Source organism: Pontibacter sp. JAM-7 (assembly GCF_048548695.2).
Lineage (GTDB): Bacteria > Pseudomonadota > Gammaproteobacteria > Pseudomonadales > Balneatricaceae > Neptuniibacter.
This window is the reverse complement of sequence record NZ_JBLYIF020000004.1, coordinates 168,214-194,264: the sequence shown is the minus strand read 5'-3', so window position 1 is coordinate 194,264 and position 26,051 is coordinate 168,214. Positions and strand designations below refer to the sequence as shown.

Annotated in this window: 23 protein-coding genes and 1 tRNA gene; 9 read left to right on the top strand and 15 right to left on the bottom strand. The window is 52.9% G+C overall.

Going from position 1 to position 26,051, the window contains the following annotated elements; translation table 11 throughout:
- Window positions 1–18: 18 nt before the first annotated feature.
- The 3 genes from ACFVYJ_RS07080 to ACFVYJ_RS07070 are packed head-to-tail and all read right to left on the bottom strand — an operon-like array spanning window position 19 to window position 3,517.
- Window positions 19–537 (bottom strand): DUF501 domain-containing protein, encoded by a 519-nt coding sequence (locus ACFVYJ_RS07080; protein ID WP_419414709.1) that lies wholly within the window; start codon window positions 535–537, stop codon window positions 19–21.
- Window positions 537–2,615, bottom strand: a complete 2,079-nt coding sequence (recG, locus tag ACFVYJ_RS07075; RefSeq protein ID WP_419414710.1) for an ATP-dependent DNA helicase RecG — start codon at window positions 2,613–2,615, stop codon at window positions 537–539. The genes ACFVYJ_RS07080 and recG overlap by 1 nt, the downstream gene beginning before the upstream one ends.
- Window positions 2,612–3,517: a hydrogen peroxide-inducible genes activator gene (locus ACFVYJ_RS07070; RefSeq protein ID WP_419414711.1), complete on the bottom strand. Its 906-nt coding sequence runs from the start codon at window positions 3,515–3,517 to the stop codon at window positions 2,612–2,614. The genes recG and ACFVYJ_RS07070 overlap by 4 nt, the downstream gene beginning before the upstream one ends.
- A gap of 51 nt (window positions 3,518–3,568) precedes the next feature.
- Between ACFVYJ_RS07070 and ACFVYJ_RS07065 the strand changes: the two genes are divergently transcribed.
- Window positions 3,569–4,429: an SDR family oxidoreductase gene (locus ACFVYJ_RS07065; protein ID WP_419414712.1), complete on the top strand. Its 861-nt coding sequence runs from the start codon at window positions 3,569–3,571 to the stop codon at window positions 4,427–4,429.
- Here the strand turns inward: ACFVYJ_RS07065 and ppk1 are convergent, their stop codons facing one another.
- Both ppk1 and hemB read right to left on the bottom strand, forming a co-directional pair.
- Window positions 4,430–6,616 (bottom strand): polyphosphate kinase 1, encoded by a 2,187-nt coding sequence (ppk1, locus tag ACFVYJ_RS07060; RefSeq protein WP_419414713.1) that lies wholly within the window; start codon window positions 6,614–6,616, stop codon window positions 4,430–4,432.
- A 42-nt stretch (window positions 6,617–6,658) separates the two neighbouring features.
- The gene (gene hemB / locus ACFVYJ_RS07055; protein WP_463255081.1) at window positions 6,659–7,669 is read right to left on the bottom strand and encodes a porphobilinogen synthase; all 1,011 of its coding nucleotides are present in this window, start codon (window positions 7,667–7,669) and stop codon (window positions 6,659–6,661) included.
- Window positions 7,670–7,845: 176 nt separating this feature from the next.
- Between hemB and elbB the strand changes: the two genes are divergently transcribed.
- On the top strand, window positions 7,846–8,499 hold the full coding sequence (elbB, locus tag ACFVYJ_RS07050; protein ID WP_419414714.1) for an isoprenoid biosynthesis glyoxalase ElbB: 654 nt from the start codon (window positions 7,846–7,848) through the stop codon (window positions 8,497–8,499).
- Between the two features lie 99 nt (window positions 8,500–8,598).
- On the opposite strand, the gene hisF is transcribed toward elbB, so the two are convergent.
- The 3 genes from hisF to hisB are packed head-to-tail and all read right to left on the bottom strand — an operon-like array spanning window position 8,599 to window position 10,652.
- Entirely contained in the window at window positions 8,599–9,372 is a 774-nt protein-coding gene (gene hisF / locus ACFVYJ_RS07045; RefSeq protein ID WP_419414715.1) for an imidazole glycerol phosphate synthase subunit HisF, read from the bottom strand.
- A 38-nt stretch (window positions 9,373–9,410) separates the two neighbouring features.
- Window positions 9,411–10,055 carry an imidazole glycerol phosphate synthase subunit HisH gene (gene hisH, locus ACFVYJ_RS07040; RefSeq protein ID WP_419414716.1) on the bottom strand — a complete coding sequence of 215 codons (645 nt, stop codon included), beginning with the start codon at window positions 10,053–10,055 and terminating at the stop codon, window positions 9,411–9,413.
- Window positions 10,056–10,058: 3 nt separating this feature from the next.
- On the bottom strand, window positions 10,059–10,652 hold the full coding sequence (gene hisB / locus ACFVYJ_RS07035; protein WP_419414717.1) for an imidazoleglycerol-phosphate dehydratase HisB: 594 nt from the start codon (window positions 10,650–10,652) through the stop codon (window positions 10,059–10,061).
- Between the two features lie 161 nt (window positions 10,653–10,813).
- Here hisB and ACFVYJ_RS07030 point away from each other — a divergent pair, with 161 nt between their 5' ends.
- The 4 genes from ACFVYJ_RS07030 to ACFVYJ_RS07015 all read left to right on the top strand — a co-directional run bounded on the left by ACFVYJ_RS07030 (window position 10,814) and on the right by ACFVYJ_RS07015 (window position 14,406).
- Window positions 10,814–12,925, top strand: coding sequence for an AsmA family protein (locus ACFVYJ_RS07030; RefSeq protein WP_419414718.1), 2,112 nt, complete (start codon window positions 10,814–10,816; stop codon window positions 12,923–12,925).
- Window positions 12,925–13,995: an A/G-specific adenine glycosylase gene (gene mutY / locus ACFVYJ_RS07025; RefSeq protein WP_419414719.1), complete on the top strand. Its 1,071-nt coding sequence runs from the start codon at window positions 12,925–12,927 to the stop codon at window positions 13,993–13,995. The genes ACFVYJ_RS07030 and mutY overlap by 1 nt, the downstream gene beginning before the upstream one ends.
- Entirely contained in the window at window positions 13,996–14,268 is a 273-nt protein-coding gene (locus ACFVYJ_RS07020; RefSeq protein ID WP_419414720.1) for an oxidative damage protection protein, read from the top strand.
- Between the two features lie 62 nt (window positions 14,269–14,330).
- Window positions 14,331–14,406, top strand: a tRNA-Phe gene (locus ACFVYJ_RS07015).
- Between the two features lie 186 nt (window positions 14,407–14,592).
- Here the strand turns inward: ACFVYJ_RS07015 and ACFVYJ_RS07010 are convergent.
- The 3 genes from ACFVYJ_RS07010 to ACFVYJ_RS07000 all read right to left on the bottom strand — a co-directional run bounded on the left by ACFVYJ_RS07010 (window position 14,593) and on the right by ACFVYJ_RS07000 (window position 16,021).
- Complete coding sequence (locus tag ACFVYJ_RS07010) at window positions 14,593–14,871, bottom strand: hypothetical protein (protein WP_419414721.1); 279 nt, start codon at window positions 14,869–14,871, stop codon at window positions 14,593–14,595.
- 124 nt (window positions 14,872–14,995) lie between these two features.
- A complete protein-coding gene (locus ACFVYJ_RS07005; RefSeq protein WP_419414722.1) occupies window positions 14,996–15,562 on the bottom strand; it encodes a PIN domain-containing protein in 567 nt (188 codons plus the stop codon).
- Window positions 15,563–15,568: 6 nt separating this feature from the next.
- The gene (locus ACFVYJ_RS07000) at window positions 15,569–16,021 is read right to left on the bottom strand and encodes an excisionase family DNA-binding protein (protein ID WP_419414723.1); all 453 of its coding nucleotides are present in this window, start codon (window positions 16,019–16,021) and stop codon (window positions 15,569–15,571) included.
- Window positions 16,022–16,289: 268 nt separating this feature from the next.
- On the opposite strand from ACFVYJ_RS07000, the gene ACFVYJ_RS06995 reads away from it, so the two are divergent.
- On the top strand, window positions 16,290–16,661 hold the full coding sequence (locus ACFVYJ_RS06995) for a thiol-disulfide oxidoreductase DCC family protein (protein ID WP_419414724.1): 372 nt from the start codon (window positions 16,290–16,292) through the stop codon (window positions 16,659–16,661).
- A 34-nt stretch (window positions 16,662–16,695) separates the two neighbouring features.
- On the opposite strand, the gene ACFVYJ_RS06990 is transcribed toward ACFVYJ_RS06995, so the two are convergent.
- Complete coding sequence (locus tag ACFVYJ_RS06990) at window positions 16,696–17,637, bottom strand: GlxA family transcriptional regulator (protein WP_419414725.1); 942 nt, start codon at window positions 17,635–17,637, stop codon at window positions 16,696–16,698.
- A gap of 139 nt (window positions 17,638–17,776) precedes the next feature.
- On the opposite strand from ACFVYJ_RS06990, the gene ACFVYJ_RS06985 reads away from it, so the two are divergent.
- Window positions 17,777–18,379: a cysteine hydrolase family protein gene (locus tag ACFVYJ_RS06985; protein ID WP_419414726.1), complete on the top strand. Its 603-nt coding sequence runs from the start codon at window positions 17,777–17,779 to the stop codon at window positions 18,377–18,379.
- A 311-nt stretch (window positions 18,380–18,690) separates the two neighbouring features.
- Window positions 18,691–20,889, top strand: a complete 2,199-nt coding sequence (gene katG / locus ACFVYJ_RS06980; RefSeq protein ID WP_419414727.1) for a catalase/peroxidase HPI — start codon at window positions 18,691–18,693, stop codon at window positions 20,887–20,889.
- Between the two features lie 66 nt (window positions 20,890–20,955).
- Here katG and ACFVYJ_RS06975 read toward each other — a convergent pair whose 3' ends face one another.
- The 3 genes from ACFVYJ_RS06975 to ACFVYJ_RS06965 form a co-directional block, all read right to left on the bottom strand.
- Window positions 20,956–21,363, bottom strand: coding sequence for a DUF4399 domain-containing protein (locus ACFVYJ_RS06975; RefSeq protein ID WP_419414728.1), 408 nt, complete (start codon window positions 21,361–21,363; stop codon window positions 20,956–20,958).
- Window positions 21,364–21,691: 328 nt separating this feature from the next.
- Window positions 21,692–22,642, bottom strand: coding sequence for a GGDEF domain-containing response regulator (locus ACFVYJ_RS06970; protein ID WP_419414729.1), 951 nt, complete (start codon window positions 22,640–22,642; stop codon window positions 21,692–21,694).
- A complete protein-coding gene (locus ACFVYJ_RS06965) occupies window positions 22,620–26,033 on the bottom strand; it encodes a response regulator (protein ID WP_419414730.1) in 3,414 nt (1,137 codons plus the stop codon). The genes ACFVYJ_RS06970 and ACFVYJ_RS06965 overlap by 23 nt, the downstream gene beginning before the upstream one ends.
- Between the last annotated feature and the right edge of the window lie 18 nt (window positions 26,034–26,051).

Genomic DNA, 26,051 nt, shown 5'->3' with positions numbered 1-26,051 from the left:
GGCTTTTTTATTGCCTTATCAGCTCTCGCAGGCCAACTGGTCCAGCTGAAACAGCTCATCCAGCCGCCGTCCAACCGCACTACCCGCCACTGTGTGAAACGCATATTGCATATGCAGACAACGAATCTTATCCCAGTGACGAATTCCGCCAATACCGTATTGGTCAAATAACGACGTGAAACCAAGCTCCGCAATCCGCTGCCGGTCCTGGCTGGTCATCAGTTGCCAGCGCAGATCAACGTAGCGTTGCTGGTCTACCAAGTGTTCCGCCATGAAAGCGGCATCGCTCTGCAACGCCTGTTCTAATTGTTTAACGGCACCCGCAGTTTCAATCTCGGCGATGGCCTGGTACAGCTCACGACTGCTCAGCCAATACAGGGTTGGAAAAGGCTGGTCGTCCACCAACGAGCGCATCTGCAAAACCAGCGGTATCCCCGCCGTCGACGCCAGAGCAATACCGGCCAGACCACGAGGCTCGCGTCCCAGTTGCTGGCGGATAGTTTCAAACTGTTCAGCCGTTGGAGTAATCAGGCTCATCAGACATTGCCATAATGTTCTGCATGACCCAACCAGCGCTGGATCAATAGATCCACCTGTTCAGGCCACTGCTGCATAGGGTCTGCCAGGGTACGAATACGAGTCAGCAGATCCGCATCACGCTGCAGATCAGCCATGCGGAATTGCATCATGCCCGTCTGCCGGGTACCGAGCACTTCCCCGGGACCTCGCAACTCAAGATCTTTCTCGGCAATACGAAAACCATCACTGGTTTCACGCATCACACTTAAACGTTCACGCCCCTGGCGTGAGAGCGGCGCATGGTACATCAGAACACAATGACTTTCGACTGAGCCACGACCAACTCGACCACGCAACTGGTGCAGCTGAGCCAGGCCAAGGCGCTCCGGGTTTTCAATAATCATCACACTGGCATTGGGTACATCCACGCCAACCTCAATCACCGTTGTCGCCACCAGCAGGTCCAGCTCCGCCTGCTTAAACGCCTGCATCACCGCAGCTTTTTCCGCCGGTTTCATGCGTCCATGTACCAAACCGATACGCAATTCTGGCAAGCTTTCACGTAGCACCTCGGACGTCACTTCCGCGGCCTGACACTGCAACACCTCAGACTCTTCTATCAGAGTACAGACCCAGTAAACCTGCCGTTGTTCGGTACAGGCAGCACGGACCCGGGCGATAACCTGATCACGTCGACCATCGTCTATCACCACTGTATTGACCGGTGTGCGCCCCGGCGGAAGTTCATCGATGACTGAACAATCCAGATCAGCATAGGCACTCATAGTCAGGGTCCGGGGAATTGGCGTTGCCGTCATGATCAATTGGTGCGGCACCTGACCCTGCTGCCGGCCTTTCTCCCGCAATGACAAGCGCTGATGCACCCCGAACCGATGTTGTTCATCAATCACCACCAACCCCAACCGGGCAAATATCACATCATCCTGAAACAAGGCATGGGTACCCACAACCACCTTGGCACGACCGGATTGAATCGCCTCCAGTTGTGCCTGACGCGCTTTGCCTTTTAACTTACCCGCCAACCAAGCAACCTCGATACCCAGCGGCTGAAGCCAGGTCCTGAAATTGATGAAGTGCTGTTCCGCAAGAATTTCTGTTGGGGCCATAATCGCAGCCTGGTAATCGTTTTCCACCGCCTGCAATGCGGCCAGAGCTGCCACCACGGTTTTACCCGAACCAACATCACCCTGTACCAAACGCAACATAGGGCTGGGTTGTGCCAAGTCGCGACCAATCTCCTCGGTCACCCGCTGCTGGGCAGCCGTCAGCGGAAACGGCAGCTGCTGCAGGTAAGCCCGCACCAGTTGCTGCGCAGGCGGCAACACCGGCGCGCCAATTTGCCGGGTTTGCTGGCGCAACTTCATCAGGGACAGGTGGTGCGCCAGCAGCTCCTCGAATGCCAGCCGGCGCTGGGCCGGATGCATACCCTCCAGCAACAGGTGTTGATCCGCATCCACCGGGGGGCGGTGCAGGTACAGCAACGCATCCCGCAACGCCGGGAACTGCCAGTTTCGCCGTAACGGCGCAGGAATCAGCTCTATAATTTCGCCGATTTCCAGCTGTGCAATCGTCTGCTGCAGCAAGCTACGCAAGCGTGCCTGATGCAGACCTTCAGTGGTTGGATATACCGGGGTTAGATATTCTTCAGCCGCCTGCAATTCATCATCGGCCACCCGGCTGTATTCCGGGTGTACCAGCTCCAGCCCGGCAGGCCCCGGCCTGACTTCGCCGAAACAGCGCAGGCGGCTGCCTGCCACCAGATTATTTTTCTGTGCTGCGGAAAAATGAAAAAACCGTAACGTGACGGAGCCGGTGCCATCCTGTAACCGGCATAACAGGCTACGACGGCGGCCATGCTGAATGTCACAGAGTTTAATTTCACCTTCAATGACACACTCATCCCCCGGTCGCAAAGCCCCCAGCGGCACCACCCGGCTACGGTCCTGATAACGTAGCGGCAGATGAAACAACAGGTCCTGCAGGGTCGTGATACCCAGCCGCTCAAGCTTTAGCGACAGTGCGGCACCGACCCCTTTCAAACGACTAACAGGAATATCAGCAAGCGTCTGGCTCATGTCTCCTGAGCCAGCCCACATTTACCAATCGCATTGATCAGCACATCAATCGCCTGAGGACGGGGGAAACTGGCACGCCAGGCAATTGCCACGGTGCGTTTTGGCCCGGGCGCCTTGAATGGCCGAGAGACAACCAAGTCATTCTTTCGCTCTACCTGTAGTGCAGATACCGGTAATACCGAGCAACCCAGACCGGAACTGACCATCATGCGGATGGTTTCCAGTGAACTACCCTCGGTGATCGTGTGCTGGTCATGCAGGGTCTGGTTCAGAGTAGGACAGGACTCAAGTACCTGATCTCGGAAGCAGTGCCCTTCTCCCAGCAACAACAGCGGTGTCTCCGGCAGCAGTTCACTGTCAATCTCCTTACGATTGGCCCAAGGATGCTCTTTAGGCATCAGCATTTCGAAGGATTCGTCATACAGCGGCCGGGTCACTATATCCGGTTCATTAAATGGCAATGCCAAGATCACCGCATCCAGCTCACCATTACGAATTTTAAGACGCAGGCTCTCTGTGAAATTTTCCTCTATATACAGCGGCATATGGGGTGCCAAGGCCTGCACCCGAGGAATCAGATGGGGAAACAAATAGGGACCGATGGTATAGATTGCACCAACCCGTAACGGGCTTTTCAGCTGATCTTTACCCTCATGCGCCAACTCCTTAATGGTTTCCGCCTGCTCCAACACCCGTTGCGCCTGCTGCACCACCTTGGCACCCACCGGTGTCACTCTGACAGAGTTCTTACTGCGCTCAAACAACGCAACACCCAATTCTTCCTCGAGTTTTTTAACCGCGATGGACAGGGTCGGCTGACTGACGTAACACTTCTCGGCAGCATGACCAAAATGCTGCTCACGGGCCAGAGTTACAATGTAGCGCAGTTCGGTAAGAGTCATTCCTGCAGTCCTTTGTTATTATCGAGCGCTGAATTAGGTAGAGGTATAAACATGTCTGAATCACTGACCATTCTGATTGCCGGTTGTGGCGATGTGGGCACTACCCTGGGACGCCAGTTGGCTGCCGATGGCCATCGAGTGTATGGCTTGCGACGTGACATTAGCAAACTGCCGCCAGAGATTAAGGGCATCTCCGCAGACCTGTCTCAACCTGATAAATTGAAACTATCACTCAGCATTCTGTCAAGCTGTGATCTGCTAGTTTATAGCGCGGCCACTTCGGCACCAGGGGAGGAGGGCTACCGCAGCGCCTATGTTGACGGTCCGCAGAACCTGTTAAGCGCCCTGCCGGTGACACCGAAACAGATATTCTTTACCTCGAGTACCGGCGTATATCATCAGGATAATCATGGTCTGGTGGATGAAACCAGCCCCTGCCAGCCCACCGGCTTTCGTGGTCAACTGATGCTGCAGGCGGAACAACAACTGCTGCAGCACTCCATTCCCGCTACCATTGTCCGCTTCAGTGGCATTTACGGCCCTGGCCGCAACCATCTACTGAGCAGCGTGTTAGCCGGCAAGGTAGCACCGGAGTCGCCAACACACTTCAGTAACCGCATCCACCGGGATGATTGTGCCGGCGTACTACTACACCTTATCAACCGCTGGCGGCAGGGTCTGCCACTGGAAGAGATCTACCTGGCCAGTGATGATTGCCCGGTAAGCATGCAGGAAATTACCCACTGGCTGGCCAAGCAACTGAAGGTCACAGTGACTGAGCACCATCTGGCTCGGCGCGCCGGTAGCAAACGCTGCAGCAACGCGCGCCTCAAGGCCACTGGCTACGAATTCAAATTCCCGGATTACCGCACTGGCTACGCGCCCTTGCTGCCAGGCCCCACAGAGCCCTGATCACTTGGCGTAAGTATCCAGCAGATATTGCTGCGCAGAGAAGGCCTCTTCACCCTCGCCGGGCTTGCTCTGGATATAGCTACCATCGGCATGCAGCTCCCAACTTTCACAGTTATCCTGCATATAGCAATCGAGTTCTTTCTTGATACGCTCAGCATGCTTGCCGGTCAATTGAAAGCCGGTTTCTACCCGGTGCAGCATATTACGTTCCATCCAGTCTGCACTGGAGCAGAACACCTCCGGCTTGCCGTTATTACCGAAGAAATACACCCGGGTGTGCTCCAGAAAACGGCCGATGATGGAGCGCACCCGAATATTATCTGACAATCCGGAAATACCTGGTCTTAAACGGCACATACCCCGAATGATCAGCTCCACCTTGACCCCGGCAGCCGATGCTTCATACAGCGCCCGAATCATCTTCGGCTCAGTCAGTCCGTTAACCTTGACCATGACATGCCCCGGCTTACCCGCCTTGGCCAGTTCAGTTTCGCGGCGCACTAACTCAATCATGCGGCTGTACAGGGTAAACGGCGCGGTGAGCAAGCGTTTCAGTTTCTGGATCTTGCCCATTCCGGTCAACTGCTGGAAGACTTTGTGCACATCTTCACCAATATCCTGATCCCGGGTGAGAAAGCTGTAGTCGGTATATAAACGAGCCGTACCTGAGTGGTAGTTACCGGTACCCAGATGAGAGTACCGCACCAGTTCATTACCCTCTTCACGCACAATCAGCATTGCTTTGGCATGGCACTTGTAACCAACCACGCCATATACCACCAGGCAGCCGGCCTCCTGCAGTCTGGATGCTAGATGCAGATTGCTCTCTTCATCAAACCGGGCCCGCAGTTCAATAACTACCGTCACCTCTTTACCAGAGCGGGCGGCTTCCACCAGTGCATTGACGATGTCGGATTTCACCCCGGTACGGTACAGCGTCTGTTTGATCGCCACCACATCCGGGTCTTTAGCGGCCTGGCGCAGCAGATCAACCACCGGCGTAAACGATTGAAACGGATGCAGCAGCAACATATCCGCCTGTTTCAGCGCATCAAACACCGTATCCGAGGCTTTCAACTTACCCGGCACACCGGGCGAAAATGGTTTCCAGCGCAGCTCATTGCGCTCCACCAGCTCACGCACCGCCATCAGTCGGGTCAGATTTACCGGGCCGTCTACCCGGTAAGTCTGGCTTTCGTCGAGTTTGAATTCCCGCTGCAGGAAGCCAATCAGCTCTTCTGGTGTCCGGTTATCCACTTCCAGTCGCACCGCATCACCAAATTTCCGTGAGTGCAGCTCACCCCGCAGGGTATTGGCCAGATCCTCGACCTCTTCCACATCAAAGCTCATATCAGCATTACGGGTGATACGAAACTGGAAACAGCCCTTCACCGTCATACCGGGGAACAGCTCTTCCGCAAACTCATGGATGATGGAGGAGAGGAAAATCAAGTTATCACCGCCCTCACACAGTTCATCCGGCAGGCGTATCAACCGAGGCAAGGAGCGCGGAGCTGGGATAATTGCTAACCCGGTTTGGCGGCCAAAAGCATCTTTGCCATCCAGCTCGACGATAAAGTTCAGGCTTTTGTTGACCAGCCGGGGGAAGGGGTGAGAAGGATCAAGCCCTACCGGGCTGATCACCGGTACGACTTTTTCCTGAAAATATTTACTGACCCAATCACGCTGCGCGTCAGTCCAGTCACGCCGACGCAAAAAGTGAATCTGCTGCAGCTCCATGGCCGGGAACAGAATTTCATTGAGGATTTTATACTGGCGATCGACGGTAGCATGGCAAATCTCACTGATCCGCTCCAACACCTTCTTCGGGTGCATAGCATCTGGACCCACCACTTCACGGCCATACTTGAGCTGGGTGATCTGTTCGGCGACCCGAATTTCAAAGAATTCGTCCAGGTTACTGGAGAAGATCAACAGGAACATCAGCCGTTCAAGCAGCGGATGCTTCTCCTCCAGCGCCTGTTCCAGCACCCGGATATTAAACTGCAGATGACTCAGTTCGCGGTTGATATAAAGCTCTGCTGCCTTCAGGTCTACCGGCGCTTCTTCCACCTCCTGTTCGGTGATGGATACCACTTCACGGCTTTCCAGCAGTGCGGCAGCCGCAGCATTTGGATCAAGCTCACCAGACTCATGACTGAGTGATTCAGAGGTTACTTCTGTCATCTGCGTTTTCTGCCAGTTATGTTGGCGCTCAACGCCAACCGGTTATTGGTTTAGTAGCTGTGCAACATCCTTAGCAAAATAGGTCAGGATGCCATCAGCACCGGCGCGTTTAAACGCCAATAGCGATTCCAGCATAACGCTGTCCTTATCTAGCCAGCCATTCTGAAACGCCGCCATATGCATGGCATATTCACCGCTCACCTGATACACATAGGTGGGCGCTTTAAGTTCATCTTTCACCCGACGCACGATATCCAGGTAAGGCATGCCCGGCTTTACCATCACCATATCTGCACCCTCTGCCAAATCCAGTGCTACCTCATGCAGGGCTTCATCACTGTTGGCCGGGTCCATCTGGTAGCTGTACTTATTGCTCTTACCTAAATTCCCGGCAGAACCCACTGCATCGCGGAATGGGCCATAGTAAGCACTAGCATACTTAGCCGAATACGCCATGATTAATGTGTTGACAAAACCATGCCCTTCCAGCTCATCGCGAATACCGGCAATTCGACCATCCATCATGTCACTGGGTGCCACGATATCGGCACCCGCTTCGGCATGAGAGACGGCCTGTTTAATCAGCGTATCAACAGTACGATCATTCAGCACATAACCCGAGTCATCAATGATCCCGTCCTGACCGTGGGTAGTAAACGGGTCCAGCGCCACATCGGTCATCACACCCATGTCGGGACAGGCGTCTTTGATTGCCTTAACCGCACGCTGGGCAAGACCCTCCGGGTTGTAGGCTTCTTCGGCAAATTCCGATTTAGCACTGCCCGGGGTCACCGGAAATAACGCCATCGCCGGAACACCCAGGCTAACCAACAGTTTGGCTTCTTGCACCAGCAGATCTATGCTCATACGTTGTACGCCCGGCATAGAAGCAACCTGTTCAGTGGCGTTTTCACCTTCTATGACAAACACTGGATAGATCAGATCGTCCGGGCTGAGTTGACTCTCGCGCATCAGGCGACGGGAAAAATCATTGGCTCGCATACGGCGCATCCGGGTTTCCGGATAAAAACGCTGGCTGTTATTAAAGGACACAGGCACTCCCTATTTTGGGCAGAATTAAACAAAACCTTGATGACCGTTTCATGACGGCAATCGACTTTATGCGCGTAGCGCGGGAAAACATCTTATCGTACTCTTTCTTGGTGTAATTATGACACGGAACATCGCTTTGCGGGATTTCGGTCAGACGGACTAGGGACAATAAAACAATGAAAAAAGTTGCTGTAATACTATCTGGTTGCGGCGTATATGACGGCTCTGAGATATATGAAACGGTTCTGACCCTGCTGCATTTAAGTCAGGCGGGGGTAAAATACCAGTGTATAGCACCCAATATTGACCAACTTCATGTCGTCAACCACGCCTCCGGCCAACCGGAACCTGATGCTGAGCGCAATGTGCTACAAGAGGCGGCAAGGCTGGCCCGCGGTGAGATTATTGATCTGGCTGAAGCCGATCCGGATGACTACGACGCAGTCATTATTCCAGGCGGTTTTGGTGCCGCCAAAAACCTTTCCAACTTCGCCCTGAAGGGGGCTGAAGCACAGGTCGACCCAGCCGTGCAGGCTTTCACCAAAACCGTGCATAGAGCAGGCAAACCCATTGGCCTCATCTGCATTGCCCCGGCACTGACACCACTTTTGGTGGGTAAAGGTATAACCTGCACCGTAGGCAACGACGCTGGTGTCGCCACGGCCATTATGCATATGGGCGGCAAGCATAAGTTATGCGCTGTTGACGACATCGTGATCGATAGTGAGCATAAGGTGGTAACAACACCGGCTTACATGCTGGCGGGCTCCATAGCCGAAGCGGATATCGGTATCAGCAAACTGGTACAGGCCATACTCGACATGATTTGAGGCCAACCGAGATAGAGGGTCTGCAAATTATTGCGATACGCCACGTTAGCGGACTAAAAAAGGCCGTCTTTGACGGCCTTTGGCTTACTCGTTAATGTTTTACAACCGCACTTCAATGCCACGTTCACGCATATAAGCCTTAGCCTGCGGAATAGTGTATTCATTAAAGTGAAAGATTGAAGCTGCCAACACAGCATCCGCTTTACCGGCAATACAGCCATCCACCAGGTGATCCAGATTACCCACCCCTCCCGAGGCAATCACCGGCACCGTGACGGCGTCACTTATGGCCCGGGTCAATTGGATGTCATAGCCTTTTTTCACCCCATCCTGATCCATCGAGGTCAGCAGAATCTCCCCGGCACCCAGCGCAACCATTTTACGCGCCCACTCCACTGCATCAATGCCGGTGGGTTTACGACCGCCATGGGTGAAAATCTCCCAACGATTGGTTTCACCCTCAGACGAAACCTTCTTGGCATCAATTGCCACCACGATGCACTGAGAACCAAAACGCTCGGCAGCTTCACGGACGAAGTCAGGGTTGGTTACCGCCGCAGAATTAATGGATACCTTATCAGCACCGGCATTCAGCATGGTGCGAATATCCTCACAGCTACGGATGCCGCCCCCCACTGTCAGTGGGATAAACACCTGGGAAGCCATGCGTTCCACTGTTTCCACCATGGTGTCACGGCCCTCATGGGTCGCTGTAATATCGAGGAAGGTGATCTCATCAGCACCCTGTTCATCGTACCGACGGGCAACCTCCACCGGGTCACCGGCATCCCGGATATCGACGAAGTTAACGCCTTTAACTACCCGGCCGTTTTCCACATCCAGACAGGGAATGATGCGTTTTGCCAGCGCCATGCTAGAACCTCTTAAATCATGTGGGTGTGGTCAGACAATCAGGGCTTGCCGTCCCAATTAAGGAAATTTTTCAATAGCTGCAGACCCACCTTGGAGCTTTTTTCCGGGTGAAACTGCACAGCAAACACATTATCGCGCGCTAAGGCAACATCGAAGTCGATGCCATAGTGACAGGTACCCGCCACCAGCGCGCGCTGTTCAGCCTGAACCTGATAACTGTGCACAAAGTAGAACCGGCTATCCTGCTCAATGCCAGCCCACAACGGATGATCAATGCACTGAGATACCTTGTTCCAGCCCATATGCGGCACCTTCAGGCGCTCACCATCTTCCTGCAGATCAGCACCAAAATATTCAACCTGGCCCTGAAAATGAGACAAACAATCAACACCTGCGTTCTCTTCAGAGCACTGCATCAAAGCCTGCATACCTACACAAATACCCAAAAACGGCTTACCAGAGCTGATCGCCTGAGCAACCTCACGGTCAACGCCAAGCTTAAGCATCTCGGCCATGCAATCGCGGATTGCGCCGACTCCAGGCAGAATCACCCGGTCGGCGCTAGCCACCTGGGCGGGGTCCGCAGTCACCCGAACGTCAACACCGGGTTCAACCGTCTCCAACGCTTTAGCAACCGAGTGCAGGTTGCCCATGCCGTAGTCAATTACTGCAACACTTGCCATTGATCAGAGGCACCCTTTAGTGGATGGCATCACCCCGCTGGCACGCGGATCAAATTCCAGTGCCTGGCGCAAAGCGCGGCCAAACGCTTTAAAGATCGTTTCCGCCTGGTGGTGAGCATTAAAACCTTTCAGGTTGTCGATGTGCAGGGTAACACCGGCATGATTGACAAAGCCCTGGAAGAACTCCCAAAACAGCTGAGTATCCAGTTTGCCAATGCTGGCACGAGTAAACTCCACCTTCATATCCAGACCAGGACGGCCGGAGAAATCTACCACCACGCGTGACAAAGCTTCATCCAATGGACAATAGGCGTAGCCGTAGCGGTTGATGCCCTTACGGTCACCCACTGCCTCTTTAAATGCCTGTCCCAGAGTAATGCCGATATCTTCCACGGTGTGGTGATCATCAATGTGGTTATCACCCTTGGCATCAATCTCCAGATCGATCAGGCCATGGCGGGAGATCTGTTCCATCATGTGTTCCAGAAAGGGCACGCCGGTTTTTGCACGGAACTTGCCAGTGCCATCAATGTTCACAGCAACTGTAATCTGGGTTTCCAGAGTATCCCGGCTTACCTTGGCGGTACGTTCTGCCATGTTGTTCTCCCGCTAACTGAATCAAAGCCGGAATTATACAACCATCCCTGTAACCATGCACTTACCGACCCACTAACAGTCAAAGCGATGCTCGGATTACATTGAAAATTAAACGATTCTGGTTATGCTCAGACAACAAGGTTTATACCAAGGAGATAATAATGAAGGTTTTGCTCAAGATTGTTGCCGGGTTCGCAGCACTGGTCCTTATTCTGGTTGTTGCCGGCGGGGCCATTCTCGGTGCTTTTTTTGACCCCAACGAATACAAGCCCGAGATCGAGCAGGCAGCCCTTGATAAGGGCGGTGTCGAACTGAAGATCAACGGCGACATCGGCTGGTCGGTTTTCCCCTGGCTCGGGCTGGAAGTGAACCAGATTGATGTTAAATATCCGAGCAAACCGCAACTGGCCAGTCTGCAGCAGGCCCAAGTTTCAGTAAAACTCCTGGCGCTCTTCTCCGGCAAGGTCGAGATGAAGAGTGTCCTGATCGATGGACTCAATCTGGCCCTGGTGCAAAACAAAGATGGCAGCAATAACTGGAGTGCCTCCAGCAGCGCAACCCAAGCCAAAACCAAGCCCGATGCGGCAGAGAGTGCCGGTGGTGGAGCCCTGGCGTTAGATATTGAAAGCATCGAGGTGAAGCAAGGCCGGATAAGTTATCAGGATCTGACCAGCGGCATGGAAGCCCTGATCACCGAATTGAACCTCACTTCCGGCCAGGTGGTCACCGGCGCATTTTTCCCGCTGGAGCTTGGTTTTACCCTGGAACAGAAACTACAGGGGGAAAGCCAGGTTAAGGTGGTCAGCCAACTCAAAACAGAGATTTTGCTAGACCTAGAGCAACAGCTCTACCAGCTGCAAGGCCTCGACTCAGCACTGACCCTCAGCGGCAAACCGCTGGCTGGCAACAGCCTGAGCTTCTCCACGCAAGCAGATGTAAAAGCAGACCTGGCCAAGCAGCAGGCAGAGGTCAGCAATCTGACACTGGCATTAGCCAACCTGACTGCCAACGGCAACCTGAAGGTAGCCGACTTCGATAACCCGGTCATCAGCGGTAACCTGAATCTGGCAGAGTTTGACCTGAATAAGCTGCTGGCTGCTCTGGGCCAGACCAAGGTGGAAACCACTGACTCGGACGTGCTGAAAAAGATCAGTCTGCAAGCCGAGTTGGGTGGCGCGGCCAATACCGTCAACGCCAAAAGCCTGACCCTGAAACTGGATGACACCACCTTTACGGGTAATGCAGGCTTTAATCTGGGCACCTCAGCGATCAGTCTCAACCTGAAAGGCGACAGTCTGGATGCCGATCGTTATCTACCACCCGCGACTGATAGCAAACCCGCCAGCAAACCTGTGGCAGGCGTGCCAGAGACCTACTCGAAAGAGCCGGTCATTCCGGTTGAAGCCCTCAAACCTCTGAACCTGGATAGCACCCTGGCGCTGGGCACCCTGAAAGTCAGCGGACTGGATATCAGCAATATCGATCTGGCCGTCAATGCTCGTGGTGGTGTTATTAACGCCAGCAAACTGAATGCGGATATGTACAAGGGGCAGTTGCGTAATAGTGTTCAGCTTGATCTGCGCAATGCCAAACCTTCATTGCGGGTACGCAAGAACATCAGCGGCATCGATATGGGCAGTATGCTGATTGCTCTGGCGCAGGTCGACCAACTTACCGGTACCCTCAACGCGCAGGCGGATATCACTACCCGAGGCAACTCGGTGTATGACTTTGTTAACACCGCTACCGGCAGCTCCAGCATTAAGCTATCCGACGGTGAAATTAAAGGCATTGATGCTGCACAAAGCGTCTGTCAGGCGATGAACAACGTCAGCTCCCTGGGCATAAACAGCCAGGAAGTAGACCGCTCGACTCCGTTCGCTAACATTAGCGCCACCCTGCCGATCACCAACGGCGTAATCAACAGCCAGGACCTGACGGCGCAACTGGATGCCATGGCACTGAATGGTCGTGGACTGGTCAATCTGCCTAAGCAAACTCTGGATTACCGGTTGGGCTTCAAAGTAGAGAAAAACCTGTTCAAGGAAACCTGCTCTTTCCCGAATGCACTGGAAAATGTTGAGATTCCCATTAACTGTAAAGGCGGTTTTGCCACACCACCGCAGAAGATGTGTAAACCTGATCTGAGTGTTATCACTGACGCCCTCAAGGCACGAGTGAAAGAAAAAGCCAAGGCTAAGGTTGAAGAAAAACTCAACAAAGAACTGGAAAACAAACTGGGCGATAAACTCAAGGGGCTACTTGGCCGCTAATGACTCCTTCCCAGTTCAATAGCGCCGTGCTGGCCTGGTTCGATCAGCACGGCCGCCATGATCTGCCCTGGCAGCAAGACAAATCAGCCTATCCAACCTGGATCTCTGAAATCATGTTGCAGCAGACCCAGGTCACCACTGTGATTCCTTATTTCCAGCGTTTCATGACGCGTTTCCCAGATGTATTCAGTCTGGCCGATGCCCCGCTGGACGAAGTACTGCACCTTTGGACCGGCCTCGGCTATTACGCCCGCGCCCGCAATCTACATAAAGCCGCGCAACAATTGGTCGCAGAACATAATGGCGAATTTCCTGACACCGTAGACGCGATGGAGCGACTGTCTGGCATCGGCCGCTCTACTGCCGGAGCGATCCTCTCCATCAGCCGTGGGGTAAGGGCACCGATCCTGGATGGCAATGTCAAACGGGTACTGACCCGCTTTTATGCGGTTGAAGGCTGGCCCGGCAGCACCGCCAACCAGAAAACACTCTGGCAGTACGCCGAGCAAAACACACCGCAACAGCGTGTTGGCGAATACACCCAAGCGATGATGGATCTGGGTGCCACCCTCTGCACCCGAGGCAAACCCCAATGTGGCAGCTGTCCGTTGCAAGCAGACTGTCAGGCCTATCAGCAAAACCGTACCCGAGAGCTACCGGCACCACGCCCGAAAAAAACCTTACCGGTAAAGCAGACTTACATGCTGCTACTGCAGAACGACACAGAAGACACCGTGTTACTGTATCAGCGTCCGCCCAGTGGTTTATGGGGCGGTTTATGGAGCCTGCCGGAAACCACAGACCTGCGCGACCTGCACCAAGAAACAGGTCTGGAGGCGATCCAGGAATCACTGCAGCCATTGACACCTATGCGTCACACCTTCAGTCATTTCCATCTCGATATCACCCCGGTACTTGGCCGACTGAAAGACCCTACAGACTGTGTCATGGATGCGGGGCCGCTGCTCTGGTATAACATACGGCAACCGCAGAACGTGGGTCTGGCTGCACCAGTCAAAAAACTGCTGCAGCAATTGGCCCGACAACCCGCTTTAAGGCTGGAGATTTAGATGAGCCGCACCGTTTTTTGTCGCAAATACAAACAGGAACTGGAAGGGCTGGAACGCCCACCCTATCCCGGCCCTAAGGGTCAGCTTATTTTTGACACTATATCCAAGCAGGCATGGCAGGAATGGACCGACCACCAGACCATGTTGATCAATGAAAAGCACCTCAGCCTGATGGATCCGAAAACCCGCGAATTCCTGTCAGAAGAGATGGAAAAGTTCATGGATGGCGAGGACTTCGAAAAGGCTGAAGGCTACGTACCTCCATCAAAATAATTTTTGTTATCAGGCGCTTGACACTAAACCGCTGAAACGGTTTAATACGCGCCACTTGAGTTGCCCGGATAGCTCAGTCGGTAGAGCAGAGGATTGAAAATCCTCGTGTCGGTGGTTCGATTCCGCCTCCGGGCACCAACTTTAAAGCCTCGCTATCAGCGGGGCTTTTTGTTTTGTGCGAAAGACCGGATGAGAACCGCCGATGCGGTTGTAACGTCGCGCCATTGTAACGTCGCGCCATTTTTGGCACAGATTTACGCATTTTTTGGCATTAGGGTTCTCGAATAATTTCCTCTCTGATGCTTCCCTACAGTTCAATAAATTCTACAGTGGCACCTCTAGCCAGTCTGTCTTACCTACCTCTTCATCTAAAATTTTTTCAGAATAAGGTACCCGATACCATTCTGTCTTTGGCCCATCGACAGGGTTGTAACACTGCCCAGTAGTCTGATTAACCCAAATGGCTCCATCGTCTCCACGCTTCCAAGCCTCGCCCATATTCGCGTCAACCATGCATGTATAGGAGTCAGGGAATGGATCTTTTCCCCACTTATCATGGATTGGTACTGTTATGGTTTGCAGCTTATTTGCTGTATCTGCCATGAGAACTCTCTTTGTAATCTGCTTGCTTAAAACAGCCCTTGCTGTCCTTTTGGTTTCGGTGGTTCTGACCAGTTGCCGTACTGCTCAAAGCAGTTTGCTGCTTCTGGTACCAGGAACCGAAGAATTAAAGAAATTCAGAAAACTCGCGCAGCTTGGAAACCGACTGGGGTAATTGCTGCTTTTGTAGTGTTGCCAAAAATTCATCCACTTCGACAGGTGGATTTTTTAACGCCATACGCTGCTTTTTAATCGCCGAACAGCAAATAGCAGGCGCCATATCGATTTGGTAGTAGATAAAATCATCCGGGTGTAACAAATCAATCCCATATGGCTCTAAAGCATCTGGTGGAAAATCTTTCATATTAAATGTGACGATCGCATCAGCGCCACAACGAATCTCTGCGGCTAATACATGGCGATCATCAGGATCGGGGAGCTGTAACGTCTCAATTAAAGACTCATATCCAGTTACTTTGGCGTCCTTGACATGAGCATCCATCAAATCCCGTACTCGCTCCAGAGCTTCTCGCGTAAATTTGCCTTGGCGGAGTAAAGCATCGATCCATTCTTCATGTATTTTTTCCGTCCAATGAGCTTTAAACAGATCCGTTAATGCCAGCCGCATGAGCGTATCCCGCAAGGGGGCGGGATAGAGCACACAGGCATCGTATATAACGGTAAATTTACTCAATGGAAATCAATACCCCATATCCTCTTCCTGAGACAGGGCCGCCAACTCGTCCAAAGCCTGCTCTCTAAGCTGTGCAGTCCGTTCCCGGTAGGTTAGTACATCATTTAATAACACTCGACGATGGGCGCCTACCTTGCGAAATGGAATTTCACCTTTTTCCAACAGCCCCACCAGAAAGGGACGACTTACATTGAGTAAGTTAGCAGCCTCTTGAGTACTTACCTCTTGATGATGGGGTATCAAACTGATGGCATTACCTTTAGACACCTCCGCCAGTACATCCAACAAAACCTGTAAGACATGACCCGGCAGCACTAAATCGTCTGATTCACCATTGCTGCCTCGCAGTGAAAGTTGCACCCGATCCACATCTGCATATTTGGACAATGTGCGGCTTGATATTTTGGCTTGCTCTACCTCTGCCTGGGTAGGCAATTGGACTATTTTTTGGGCAGACATAACCAATACTCCTTGTTGCTTCATCGCATAAAAAGCGAAGCTTATGTAGAGAAGCTTAGCACAAACGAAATAAACGAAACTATCGAAATAAACGAATAGATTCCACCCATGATTAAAACCATACTGTCAGGCTTTACTCCTTTACCTGCCAATACAAACAAAAAGCATGGCACTCGATGCTGTAAGTTAATGTCCAATTTGGTAGTAAAGCAGGACCGCTCTTGCCATCAAATGGTGATAGTCACAGAGTCGAAAACGAGGCTTTGCCATGCCAAACCCTGACAACAAAATCACCGTGTTCTACGACGGTGCCTGTCCCCGCTGTGTTCGGGACCGGGCGAATTATGAAAAAAGAGATCCGGGTAGCGGGGCTGATATTGAGTGGTTTGATATCACGGGTCGCGAGAGTGAGCTGTGTTCACTAGGCATTGATCCACATAGGGCGTTAACTGAGCTGCATATTCGCACCGCCGAGGGAGAGATCCTGTCAGAGCTGGATGCCTACCGGGTCTTGATGGCGCGCGTACCGGCATATCGTCTGCTGGGCTGGCTGATCGGTTTACCCTTCATCCGGCCCTGGGTGAGCTGGTTATATCATCGCTGGGTAACCCGGCGACTGGCACGGGAGGGCCGGCTTTAGTCATCTCGGCAGCAGCCTTCTGTGCCCAATGCACTTAACGCACAAAACGTTTTTTAAACTCCTTAGGCGTTTGCCCGGTGATCTTGATAAAGGTTTTACGAAAGGCACCTAGGTCTTCATAACCCACTTCCGTGGCGATGCGCTCAATAGATGTGCCGCTGGTTTCAATCAGCTCACAGGCCTTCTGAATACGCAGCTGCTGCAGATACTGGGTCGGTTTTAGACCCGTGGCTTTGACAAAACGCCTCAGGAAAGTCCGTTCGGTCAGGTGTGAAAGTTGCGCCAGCTGCCTGATTACCACGGTCTTCTGGAAATCTCGCTGCAGCTGATGCTGAACCCGAATGATCGTTTCATCACCATGATCCAGTTTGGGCGTAAAACGCCTGTAGTAGCTCTGTTCCCGCGGGCCGGTATCCACAATCAGAAAACGCCCCAACTGACGCATGATCTGCGAATTGGTAAACTGCGCCACCAGTTCCAGCCCCAGATCAATCCAGCTCATTAACCCGCCCGCCGTAATGATATCGGCATCGTTGATCAGCAGCTTATTGATGTCGAGCCCGATCCGCGGAAAGCGACTGGCAAATTCATCAGCCAATGCCCAGTGTGTGGTGACCCGGCGGCCATTCAGCAAACCGGTCTCGGCTAACACAAAGGCTCCGGCACAAACAGAGCAGATAATGGCACCGTTTTGATGCTGTTTTGTCAGCCAGTCCAGCAACCTCGGCTCTGGATTAAGGTAATAGCTATCATCCAGACAGGGCGGCAGAATAACTACCTGCATCGGTGCTGTGTCATCAATTACGCCCTGATTGATCTGCAAGCCGTCAAAAATATGGGTATTAAAAACACCTTCACACCCCTGTTGATGACATATGGTATTAGCCAGATAAAACTGCTCGGCCATCCCTTGAACTGCAGACAACAGTGCACCCGGATAATGAACGATGCCGATCTGAATGGTTTTTTTTGTCATTTTTAACTTCTTTTATGCCAGTTTCACCCGCAGTATGGGATGCTAATTCCTAACATAATAAAAACCAACACTAACCATCATCTGTCTTTGCACGTTTACAGAGACTGATTTCTACACACCCAGACACAGAGGGCATGATATGAGCGATCTGACTACCCTGCGGGACCTTGTTGGCCTCGGCAATACAGCCACCCCAATCAGTGATTCGGCACTGGTGATTATTGATGCACAAAACACCTATTGCGAAGGCATCATGAAACTGGATGGCGTTGAAGCCGCGCTGGAAGAGTGCAAAACGCTGCTGGCTCGTTTTCGTCAGGCCGGACGCCCGATTTTTCATATTCAGCATGATGCTGGCCCTGGCACACCGTATGATGTTTCCAGCCATATTGGTCAGATCACTGAAGCTGTCACACCGCTGGCAGATGAAACGGTGATTACCAAGAACTACCCCAACTCTTTCACTCAAACCGAGCTGGATGCCCTGCTGAAGCAGGCGGGCGTTGCCAATCTGATTCTGGTGGGCTTTATGTCTCACATGTGTGTCAATTCAACCGCACGCGGTGCCTTCAGCCTGGGCTATAATCCCACGGTGGTGGCCTCTGCAACAGCGACCCGATCACTGCCCTCTAAAGTAACAGGGCAGGCACTGCCTGCCGAACAGATTCAGGAAGTAGCACTGGCTGCTTTGTCTGACCTGCCATCTGCAGTCGTGCCATCCTCTGCAGATGTACCTGACTGACACCTGAGACGTAGATGCCCGGCGGACCAAGCGCAGGCCGGGCATCATCAGCTTTTATCCCACGCACACCACCCGCATAACGTCATTGCACGCAGATTCCTGCCTTATCGTTTTGTCAGTGCCTGTCACCTCACAGGCCGCGACTTAAATACCAGCCCTTCCCCGGGGTTTCGGACGGTTGATTAATTAAAGCAATCGACCCTAATAACAGGATCAATTTCATCCCTTCACCGGTTACGACTATAACTAATATGCAGGAACACGACTGGATATGCATGACGCACCTCCATAGGTCGAGAGAGGAGAGAATAATGAACAACAATAATGAAACCACTGCGGGTCAATGCCCATTTATGCACGGCGCGCAAACCCAAGTCGGTGGCAGTGGCACAGACATTCATGACTGGTGGCCAAATGCGTTAAACCTAGACATCCTGCACCAGCATGACAGCAAGACCAATCCACTTGGCGCAGGTTTTAACTATACCGCAGCTTTCAACTCCCTGGATCTGGCCGCCGTGAAAAACGATTTGCACAGTCTGATGACTGACAGCCAGGACTGGTGGCCTGCCGATTGGGGTCATTACGGCGGTTTGATGATCCGTATGGCCTGGCACGCAGCCGGCTCCTACCGTATTGCCGATGGCCGCGGTGGGGCAGGCACAGGCAACCAACGCTTTGCTCCCCTCAACAGCTGGCCCGACAACGGCAACCTGGACAAAGCGCGACGTCTGCTCTGGCCGATCAAACAAAAGTACGGCAACAAGCTCTCCTGGGCAGATCTGATCATTCTGGCTGGCACCGTGGCATATGAGTCGATGGGACTGAAAACCTATGGTTTTGCTGGCGGTCGGGCTGATATCTGGCATCCGGAAAAAGACATCTACTGGGGTTCAGAAAAAGAGTGGTTGGCAACCAGCGACAACCCCGACAGCCGCTATTCTGGTGAACGCGATCTGGCCAACCCACTGGCGGCGGTAATGATGGGGCTGATCTACGTGAATCCGGAAGGGGTCGATGGCAAGCCCGATCCGCTGAAAACGGCACAGGACGTCCGCATCACCTTTGCCCGCATGGCAATGGACGATGAAGAAACCGTGGCGCTGACCGCCGGGGGCCATACTGTGGGCAAGGCACACGGTAATGGCGATGCGGCGAATCTTGGCCCGGAACCCGAAGCTGCTGATATCGAGGAGCAAGGGCTCGGTTGGAACAATAATGTCAGCCGGGGAGTAGGCCGGGATACTATCACCAGTGGCCTTGAAGGTGCCTGGACCACCCACCCAACCCAGTGGGATAACGGCTATTTCCAACTGCTGTTAAGCTATGACTGGGAGTTAACCAAAAGCCCGGCAGGTGCGTGGCAGTGGGAGCCGGTGAATATCAAAGAGGAAGATAAGCCAGTAGATGTTGAGGACCCCTCTATTCGCCTGAATCCAATCATGACCGATGCCGATATGGCCATGAAGATGGACCCGGAATACCGCAAGATTTCCGAACGCTTCTACAACGATCCGGACTACTTCTCAGAAGTATTTGCCCGTGCCTGGTTTAAGCTGACCCATCGCGATCTGGGACCAAAAAGCCGTTATCTGGGGCCAGACGTTCCGGCGGAAGATCTGATCTGGCAGGACCCCGTGCCGACCGTTGATTACAGCCTGAGTGACACCGAAATTGCCGGACTGAAGGCGCAAATACTGGCCAGCGGTCTGAGTGTTTCAGAGCTGGTCAGTACGGCCTGGGATAGCGCCCGTACCTTCCGTGGTTCCGACTACCGCGGCGGTGCCAACGGGGCACGCATCCGCCTGGCTCCGCAAAAGGACTGGCAGGGTAACGAACCTGCCCGATTGGATAAGGTGCTCAACACACTAGAAGCGATACAAGTCGGTTTAAGCAAGCCAGTCAGTATGGCTGACCTGATCGTGCTGGGTGGCAGCGCAGCGGTAGAAAAAGCCGCCTGTGATGCGGGCGTAGAGATCACCGTACCCTTTGTGCCAGGACGAGGAGATGCCACGCAGGAGATGACCGATGTAGAATCGTTCGCAGTACTTGAACCGCTACATGACGGCTACCGCAACTGGCTGAAGGGAGATTATGTGGTCTCCGCAGAAGAGATGCTGCTGGATCGTACCCAGCTGCTGGGACTGTCCGCCCCCGAGATGACAGTCCTGATTGGCGGCATGCGGGTATTGGGTACCAATCATGACGGCAGCCAACACGGCGTGTTTACCGACCGCGTGGGCGTACTGAGCAATGACTTCTTCATCAACCTGACCGATATGCGCTACCGCTGGAATCCGGTTGGCAAGAATCTCTATGAGATTTACGACCGCGCCAGCGGGGAGGTCAAGTGGACCGCAACCCGAGTTGATCTGATATTTGGTTCCAATTCGGTGCTGCGCAGCTACGCTGAGGTGTATGCACAGAACGACGCCAAAGAAAAATTTATCTGCGACTTTGTCAGTGCTTGGAACAAAGTCATGAATGCGGACCGTTTCGACCTGGTCTGACACATGACTCCCAACAAAAACCCGGCATCAGCCGGGTTTTTTATTCAACGGCGAACCTGAAAGCATTTACTCTGCCACTGTCACCGTGATTTTTTCAGACACCACCGGAGGATTATGCGGGGTATGTGTCATATCCCCCAGAATCAGCTGCAAGGTGTGGGCACCCGGACTCAATGTCAGTGTCGTTTCGGTCTGACCACCACCAAAATGCTTCACATCTTTGCCCAGTGGCATGCTCATATCGGGTAAAGCGCCGTCCACCAATAGGTGATGGTGACCCGTGTTCGCTTTATCGGTCCCCGCAGGTGCGACGCCCATACCTTTGAGGCCAAATTTAACGGTGAAGGTTGCGGGTACAGTGGCACCGTCAGCCGGCGCAATAATATAGGCCATCGCCCCTTCGGGGGCATCAGCGGCAATCGCAACCTGCGCTGCCAGCACACTAAATCCAACAGCAAGCAGAAGTTTTTTCATTGTCATGTTCCTTGCAAAGATTAAAAAACAGCACTACACGCACTGATACAGTCCTTTAACTGTAGCCAAGTTGTGCACCGCCACAAGAAAACAGCAGCGAAAATCCCAAAACTGCCAACGCCAAACGTTGGCCCATATATACCAGTAAACACTATGGTTGCCTTACTAAAACGTCTGACTTCAGGAAACAAACCGTCAGAGCGAAAACATTACATTAAGTGTTGAGCAAATCCCGCTGTCATATGTTGATACACAATGCTGAGCTGAGAGCTGCGTGACAACAGTTCTGCTACTGGCTCACGTCGCCCCTGACACGTGACATGATCCATCACAAACGTTCAGTACAACAGTCAGTCTGATCCTGATTGTTACCGGAGATCAACATGGTACAGTTGCGGCCGTCTGATTTAGCTTTGTAAAGCGCCTTATCCGCCAGTGCCACTAACTCATCAACCGAGAGTGAGGACTGATGGGGGTCGATGATACAAATGCCTGTGCTCACCGTAATGTTCAGGCTGACGCCATCCACCCTAAAGGGAACCGAGGCTATATGGTTGCGCAGACGCTCAAACAAACTGCAGATTTGGCTGCGCGAGGTGCTTAATACAATCATAAACTCCTCGCCGCCATAACGACCGATCAAATCATAGGGGCGTAAGGTGTCACAAAGCCTGTTCGCCACTTCGATTAACACCTGATCACCGGCTGCATGCCCGTGGGTATCATTTACCTGCTTAAAGAAATCCACATCGCACAGGGCAATACAAAAAGCCTCATCTTGCCGGGCAGCCCGCGCCTGCTCTACACCGACCCCATCATAGATCGCCCTGCGATTATACAACCCGGTAAGGTCATCGTGACTGGCACGATATTCCAGGTTGGCATAGGCCGCATGCAGTTCTGACTGCATCTGTAACAGCCGCTGGCCGACCCTGATTCGAGCATGCAGTTCAGCATTTTCAAAGGGTTTGGCAATATAGTCGTTGGCGCCCTGATCCAGGCCGGCAACCACATCTTCAACTCGATTCCGCGAAGTCAGCAAAATAATGTAGGGAGGGCTATCAATAAATTTCGCGCGAATTTTCTGGCACAACTCAATACCATTCAGCCCAGGCATTTCCCAGTCCAGTAACAGCATCGACGGAGCCTCTTCCACCTGCATTGCGCGCCATGCAGTCAAACCATCTTCCGCCATCACAGGGTCAAATCCCCACTGCCGTGACAGCATCATCAACATCGTGCGAGAAGTTGCATCATCATCCGCGATCAGAAGCTTCACCGCTTTGCTCCTCAAGTATATTTTTTAACTGGGCATAACTCCGCTCCAGTATTGAGAATAACTGTCGGACTTGTTCCATGTCCTCGGACCCACCTGCCTGCTCCATGGCAAATGCACAACGCCCCATTGCAACGGCCCCGATATTTAATGCTGCGCCTTTTATCTTGTGCACCAGGGCAGTCAATAACACTCGGTCCTGCTGCTCGACCAGATCACGCAGCTGATGTAACTGCTGGGGCATATCCAGCAAAAACGTTTCCAGCACAGCATTGATCATTGACTGATCACCCTGCATGCGGCGCTCTAAAGCGGCATGGTCCCAGATCAGCGGGTTATCGCGATCTTGCTCCGGTGCTTCAGCAACCGCAGGCAACACCGCAGTCTCCGCCGTCCGTTCTGCTGCTGCACACAACCATTTCTGTAAAATATCACGCAGATTGAGCACATCTACGGGTTTACTGAGAAAGTCATTCATGCCCGCGTCAAAGCAGCGCTGACGCTCGTTATTTAGCACATTAGCGGTCATGGCAACGATAGGTACGGCTCGATTCAGTGCCGTAGACGCCGGACTTCGAATCAGTCGCGTTGCCTCATAACCATCCATATCCGGCATCTGGCAATCCATCAGAACCATGTCGTAATCAGTCTCAGCGACAGCGTTCACAGCCTCTGCTCCGTTGGCCACGATATCGACCTTAAGCCCCTGCCGCTCCAGCATCAAGCGAGCAACTTTCTGATTAGTAGGATTATCTTCCGCCAATAACACATGCCCGGAAAAATCTGTGACTGCGGGTGTTACGGTTGTTTCTATCAGCTGGTTTTCTGCTATAAACACCTCGCCGGCCACCACCTGATACAGCTTTTCTTCCACCATCGGCAGCGATACAAAACCATCGAAATAATTGGTTAGCATTTTCCTCACTGCGCTCTGAATACGCATGGATGTCATCAAGTATTTACGCAGCGACGCAAACCCCGGTTGTTGCGACAGAGACTGGCCAAGCTGCTGCAGTTCGACCAATGGAATTTCACTGTCCACCAGCAATACCGTATAGGGCCGATCAGCGGCCATTGCCGACTGCAACAGTTGCTGAGCATGGCCGGTTGTTTCCGCGCAGCCGAAACCCGCTCCCCATTGACGACACAGTCGCTCCATATAGGAGGCGGTCAAGGCCTTATCCGACAATAGCAGAACGTCTGCCTGCGGCAGTTGCCTTGTTGGCGCTGGCTGCTGCTGACTCAGGCTACGCAACGGCAAGGATACCCAGAATGTGGAACCTTCATGCAGCTTACTGTCGACCCCAACCTCACCATCCATCAGTTCCACCAGCTGTCGGGAGATTGCCAACCCCAGCCCTGTACCGCCGTAACGACGCGTGGTGGAGTTATCGGCCTGAGAAAAACGATCGAACAATGTTTGGCGTTGTTCGGCGCTCATGCCGATACCGGTGTCCTTAACCCTGAACCTGACCTCAACCAGCCCATTAGTCTCGGGGCCCAGGTCAACAAACACTGCCACGCTGCCTTTACGGGTAAATTTAAGCGCATTGCCCACAAGGTTGGTCAGAATCTGCCTGATACGCGAGGGGTCGCCAACCACCCGGGTGGGCGGAATGGGGCGAGCCGGACAGACAAATTCCAGATTTTTTTCCCCCGCCTGGACTGAGAAAAACTGCGCCAGTTCCGACAGCACCTGCGACAGGTCGAAAGGCATCACATCCAGTTGCAGTTTGCCCGCTTCAATACGTGAAAAGTCCAGAATATCGTTAATGATATTCAGCAGTGACTCGCCACTTTGCTGCAGGGTTTTAGCCAGCATGCGCTGTTCGGTATCGAGGTCAGAGTCCTGTAATAATTGCGCCATCCCCAGCACACCGTTAATCGGTGTGCGAATCTCATGGCTCATATTGGCAAGGAAGTCGGTTTTTGCCTGGCTGGCAGCTTCAGCCTCGGCACGCGCACGCTGCAACAAGGCTTCATCCGCTTTTTGCTGGGTCATATCCAGATGTACCCCAGTCAGACGCAACGGCTTGCCAACAGCATCACGCAATACCTTGCCCATCATATGCACAAAATGGACTTCACCATCTGGCCAAACAATGCGGTACTCGGTTACCAATGGCAGCGCATCATCCAGAGTCAGTTGCAAAGCCTGGTCAACACGGCTGGCATCGGCTGGATAGATTGCCCGCTGCCAACTGTTATAGTCATGATCAAAGTCACGCTCGGTTAGCCCGAAAATCTCCAGCATTCGGGCATCCCAATACAGGCGATTGGTTTTCAGGTCCCATTCCCAGATACCTATTCCCGCCACCGACGAGGCCAGTTCCATCCTCCGCTTAGCGTCTTCCAGCGCTTCTCTCGCCAGCTTTTGTTCGGTGACATCACGCAACGCGGCAATACTGACATCCCCATCCGGCAACGTGATATGACTGAGGTTAATCGCCACATCACGCTCCTCCCCTGAAGCCATGCGCAGCTTAACTGCCCGCCCTTGCGCCATAACCCGACTGTCGGGTTGCGATTCATAACTTTCACGCAGCTGTGGATGCTGCTGGTGATAACGTGCCGGCAAGAGCGCTTCCACCTGCATACCCAATAGCGCATCCAGGCCATACCCCGTTAGCTGAGCGGCCATCTCATTGGCGCGAATAATCAGGCCCTGAGCATCCACTGCCAACAGCGCATCTGGCAGTTGCTCTAACAATGAGTCGTTGGTTTTACGTGCGTCATCAAGCGCCACGCTGGCGTTCACCAACTGTCGCAACATGACACTGTGTAAAATGGCAAAGACAAACAGCGGCACCAGGCCAATCAGGCCCAGCAACAACAGCTGATTAAACAGCTGCAATTCCCGCCCTGTGGCATCGTGTGCTTGCCAATACCCTTGTTGCAGATGCAGCTGTAACAGAGCCAGCGCCTGAATCGCAGGCTGATCATCCACTTGCACTAAGGGGGCAACATCCTCAATGGACTGGTCCGTCGAAATGAAATTTCGCAACAATGAATATTTCTGCTGATACTGTTGCAGCGTCTGATTGAGTTGCATCAGTGCCGTCTGGTCGGCGCTATCGGGTAACAGTTCCTGCAAAGCACTAATGGCTTGCAAGCTATTGGTGAGCGCCTGTTCAGCGGCGACCGCACTACTTTCAGTACGGTAGAGAAGGTAAGTATTGAAGTGATGCACAAAGCCACCATAACCCAGACTGCGGGTCAGCTGGCTAAGGGTGCCATTGATGGTTTCTACGCCCTGATTATAGTCTTGCCAGGTATCGTTCAGCCGCTTGCCACGGTAATACAAACTGCCACCCCAGTAACAGAACACCGCCGTCAGGAGGACTGTCAGGCTTAATATCAACAGCAGGCGTGTCCGTGTGAAGCGCTTATCCATGAGTCGAGGCCGTAACGC

Bases quoted from the DNA above. Each gene is read 5' to 3' on its own strand.
- ACFVYJ_RS06985 (WP_419414726.1), top strand. From the start codon at position 17,777: ATGAGCGATCTGACTACCCTGCGGGACCTTGTTGGCCTCGGCAATACA.
- ACFVYJ_RS06965 (WP_419414730.1), bottom strand. From the start codon at position 26,033: ATGGATAAGCGCTTCACACGGACACGCCTGCTGTTGATATTAAGCCTG.
- recG (WP_419414710.1), bottom strand. From the start codon at position 2,615: ATGAGCCAGACGCTTGCTGATATTCCTGTTAGTCGTTTGAAAGGGGTC.
- hisF (WP_419414715.1), bottom strand. From the start codon at position 9,372: ATGGCGCTGGCAAAACGCATCATTCCCTGTCTGGATGTGGAAAACGGC.
- katG (WP_419414727.1), top strand. From the start codon at position 18,691: ATGAACAACAATAATGAAACCACTGCGGGTCAATGCCCATTTATGCAC.
- mutY (WP_419414719.1), top strand. From the start codon at position 12,925: ATGACTCCTTCCCAGTTCAATAGCGCCGTGCTGGCCTGGTTCGATCAG.
- hisH (WP_419414716.1), bottom strand. From the start codon at position 10,055: ATGGCAAGTGTTGCAGTAATTGACTACGGCATGGGCAACCTGCACTCG.
- ACFVYJ_RS07000 (WP_419414723.1), bottom strand. From the start codon at position 16,021: ATGTCTGCCCAAAAAATAGTCCAATTGCCTACCCAGGCAGAGGTAGAG.
- ACFVYJ_RS07070 (WP_419414711.1), bottom strand. From the start codon at position 3,517: ATGACTCTTACCGAACTGCGCTACATTGTAACTCTGGCCCGTGAGCAG.
- ACFVYJ_RS06975 (WP_419414728.1), bottom strand. From the start codon at position 21,363: ATGAAAAAACTTCTGCTTGCTGTTGGATTTAGTGTGCTGGCAGCGCAG.
- ACFVYJ_RS07030 (WP_419414718.1), top strand. From the start codon at position 10,814: ATGAAGGTTTTGCTCAAGATTGTTGCCGGGTTCGCAGCACTGGTCCTT.
- ACFVYJ_RS07010 (WP_419414721.1), bottom strand. From the start codon at position 14,871: ATGGCAGATACAGCAAATAAGCTGCAAACCATAACAGTACCAATCCAT.
- hisB (WP_419414717.1), bottom strand. From the start codon at position 10,652: ATGGCAGAACGTACCGCCAAGGTAAGCCGGGATACTCTGGAAACCCAG.
- ACFVYJ_RS07065 (WP_419414712.1), top strand. From the start codon at position 3,569: ATGTCTGAATCACTGACCATTCTGATTGCCGGTTGTGGCGATGTGGGC.
- ACFVYJ_RS06995 (WP_419414724.1), top strand. From the start codon at position 16,290: ATGCCAAACCCTGACAACAAAATCACCGTGTTCTACGACGGTGCCTGT.
- ACFVYJ_RS07020 (WP_419414720.1), top strand. From the start codon at position 13,996: ATGAGCCGCACCGTTTTTTGTCGCAAATACAAACAGGAACTGGAAGGG.
- ACFVYJ_RS06990 (WP_419414725.1), bottom strand. From the start codon at position 17,637: ATGACAAAAAAAACCATTCAGATCGGCATCGTTCATTATCCGGGTGCA.
- elbB (WP_419414714.1), top strand. From the start codon at position 7,846: ATGAAAAAAGTTGCTGTAATACTATCTGGTTGCGGCGTATATGACGGC.
- ACFVYJ_RS07080 (WP_419414709.1), bottom strand. From the start codon at position 537: ATGAGCCTGATTACTCCAACGGCTGAACAGTTTGAAACTATCCGCCAG.
- ppk1 (WP_419414713.1), bottom strand. From the start codon at position 6,616: ATGACAGAAGTAACCTCTGAATCACTCAGTCATGAGTCTGGTGAGCTT.